Source organism: Streptomyces sp. NPDC058375 (genome assembly GCF_042723425.1).
In the GTDB taxonomy this organism is placed as follows: domain Bacteria; phylum Actinomycetota; class Actinomycetes; order Streptomycetales; family Streptomycetaceae; genus Streptomyces; species Streptomyces durocortorensis.
Genome location: NZ_JBHXJG010000496.1, coordinates 1 through 1261 on the forward strand (window position 1 = coordinate 1; position 1261 = coordinate 1261).

The 1261-nt window shown below is 67.3% G+C and carries 1 protein-coding gene; it reads right to left on the reverse strand.

Going from position 1 to position 1261, the window contains the following annotated elements:
* Nucleotides 1–243 precede the first annotated feature (243 nt).
* Entirely contained in the window at nt 244–945 is a 702-nt protein-coding gene (locus ACFWM7_RS35315; RefSeq protein ID WP_383268886.1) for a small secreted protein, read from the reverse strand.
* Nucleotides 946–1261: the final 316 nt, after the last annotated feature.

Below are 1261 nucleotides of genomic sequence, written 5' to 3' on the forward strand. Positions count from 1 at the left end.
GGCCGGTAGTGGGCAGCTGGTCCAGCCACTCGTCCCGGGTGTAGGGCCGTTCCCAGTCGAACCGCCACTGCTCCGGCTCGCCGAACGCGTCCACTTCCCGTATCCCGTCGGCTGCCCTGTTGCACAGCGCGGAGTACCCGTCCACGGCGGTCGTAGATTGCCGGGAAGCAGGCCAGCCGGGCATCACCCGGCGGGAGACCTCGGCCGGACACCCGGTGGGTGTCCGGGCCGGGAGAAGAGCGCTCAGGCCTTCTTCTCCGAGGAGTCCTTCTCCGCCGGTTCCTCGCCCGAGGAACCCTTGTCGCTGGAGTCCTTGTCCGTGGACTCCTTCTTGTCGGGGGCAGTGCCCTCCGGAGACGCGTCGGCGTCGGCCGCCCCGGAGCCGGAGGGGCCGGTGGAGGCAGTCTGCTTCTGGCAGCCCTCCTGCTTCGACATCGCGACCCCGACCTTGCCGGACTGAAGCTTCCTCAACGCCTGGTCACCGCCGGTGCTGATCTTGTTCAGCTCGTCGGCGATGGCGTTCAGGCCGTCGGCGAACTTGCTCTGGTCCTTGGTGTCGAGCGCGTCGACCTTGGTCTTGAGGTCGGCGTAAGCCTTGGAGGAGGCGTTGAGCTCCTTCACCGCCGCCTTCTGCGTGGCCTCGCCGTCGTCGACGGGCGGCGGACCGGCCGAGTCCACGGCCGTGCCCAGCGCCTTGTACGCCTGGGACATCTGCCCGAACGCGACCGAGTCGGCCTTCTGGACGTCGGCGGGCTTGTTGTCGTCCCCGGTCTTCTCAAGGATGGAGGCGTTGGCGTTGTTGATCTTCTGGAGTTGCGGCTGGACCTGGTCGCAGACCTTCTTGGCCCAGTCGTTGACCTTGTCGTCGCTGTCGTCGCTGCAACCCGACAGCGTCAGTACGAGTACCGCACCGCCGGACAGTGCGGCTGCAAGCTTCTTGTTCACCGGATTGGTCCCTTCCAAGGCTCTCGGCCCGGAACCTACACGCCGAGGGGGCGACAGCCGGGTGCCAGTCATCCGTTGTGCACCCTTTTGAAGCCATTTGCACCAAGGGAAATGAGGGAGATACCACTCACGTCGAGAGTCGTACGTGCGAGCGGTCACTCATCCGAAGGACGGAATCCGCGGGGCGGAAGAAGCAGGCGACGGAGGAAGCGGGAGGACCCAGGAGGAGCTGGGGAACGGCGGGGGACAGGCCGGGGCGGGCAGGCGCGGCGAGGGAGGAACGAGAAGGGGTCGAGGGGCAGACGCAAGCGGGCGG